Source organism: Azoarcus sp. TTM-91 (assembly GCF_012911025.1).
GTDB lineage: Bacteria > Pseudomonadota > Gammaproteobacteria > Burkholderiales > Rhodocyclaceae > Azoarcus.
Window position 1 is genome coordinate 1 of record NZ_WUEI01000292.1, and the last position, 475, is coordinate 475.

At 71.4% G+C, this 475-nt stretch carries 1 protein-coding gene; it reads left to right on the plus strand.

The annotated features are described in order from the left end of the window. The first annotated feature begins 57 nt into the window (after positions 1-57). Positions 58-471, plus strand: a complete 414-nt coding sequence (locus GRF61_RS24295; protein WP_248281438.1) for a MerR family transcriptional regulator — start codon at positions 58-60, stop codon at positions 469-471. Positions 472-475 lie beyond the last annotated feature (4 nt).

The following is a 475-nucleotide window of genomic DNA, read 5'->3' on the forward strand; positions in this document are numbered from 1 at the left end:
CCCCCGCGGATGCGTCCGTGAAAACGGCTTGACTTAGAGCGTGCTCGAACGCCTAGCATGCCTTCCATGGACACCTTCCTCAGCATCGACGAAGTCGCCCGCCGCACCGGGCTCAGCGCGCACACCCTGCGCTACTACGAACGCATCGGCCTGATCGGGCCGGTGGCGCGCGGCAGCGACGGCCGCCGCCGCTACAGCGCCGCCGATGTAGCCTGGATCGGCTTCCTGCTGCGCCTGCGCGGCACCCGCATGCCGGTCGCCAGCATGCAGGCCTTCGCCCGCCTGCGCGCCGCCGGCGACCACACCGCCGGGGAGCGCCGGCAGATGCTGGAGAAGCACCTGGCGACGGTAGTGGCCGAGATCGCCACCCTGCAGCACTCGGCGGCCGCGCTCGCCGACAAGATCGCCCACTACCGCCGGCTGGAAGACACCGGCGCCGCCCCCCAACCCTCCTCCCGGAGAAAGAGATGAGCCC

Coding starts and splice junctions, on each gene's coding strand:
- GRF61_RS24295 (WP_248281438.1), top strand. CDS start 58: ATGCCTTCCATGGACACCTTCCTCAGCATCGACGAAGTCGCCCGCCGC.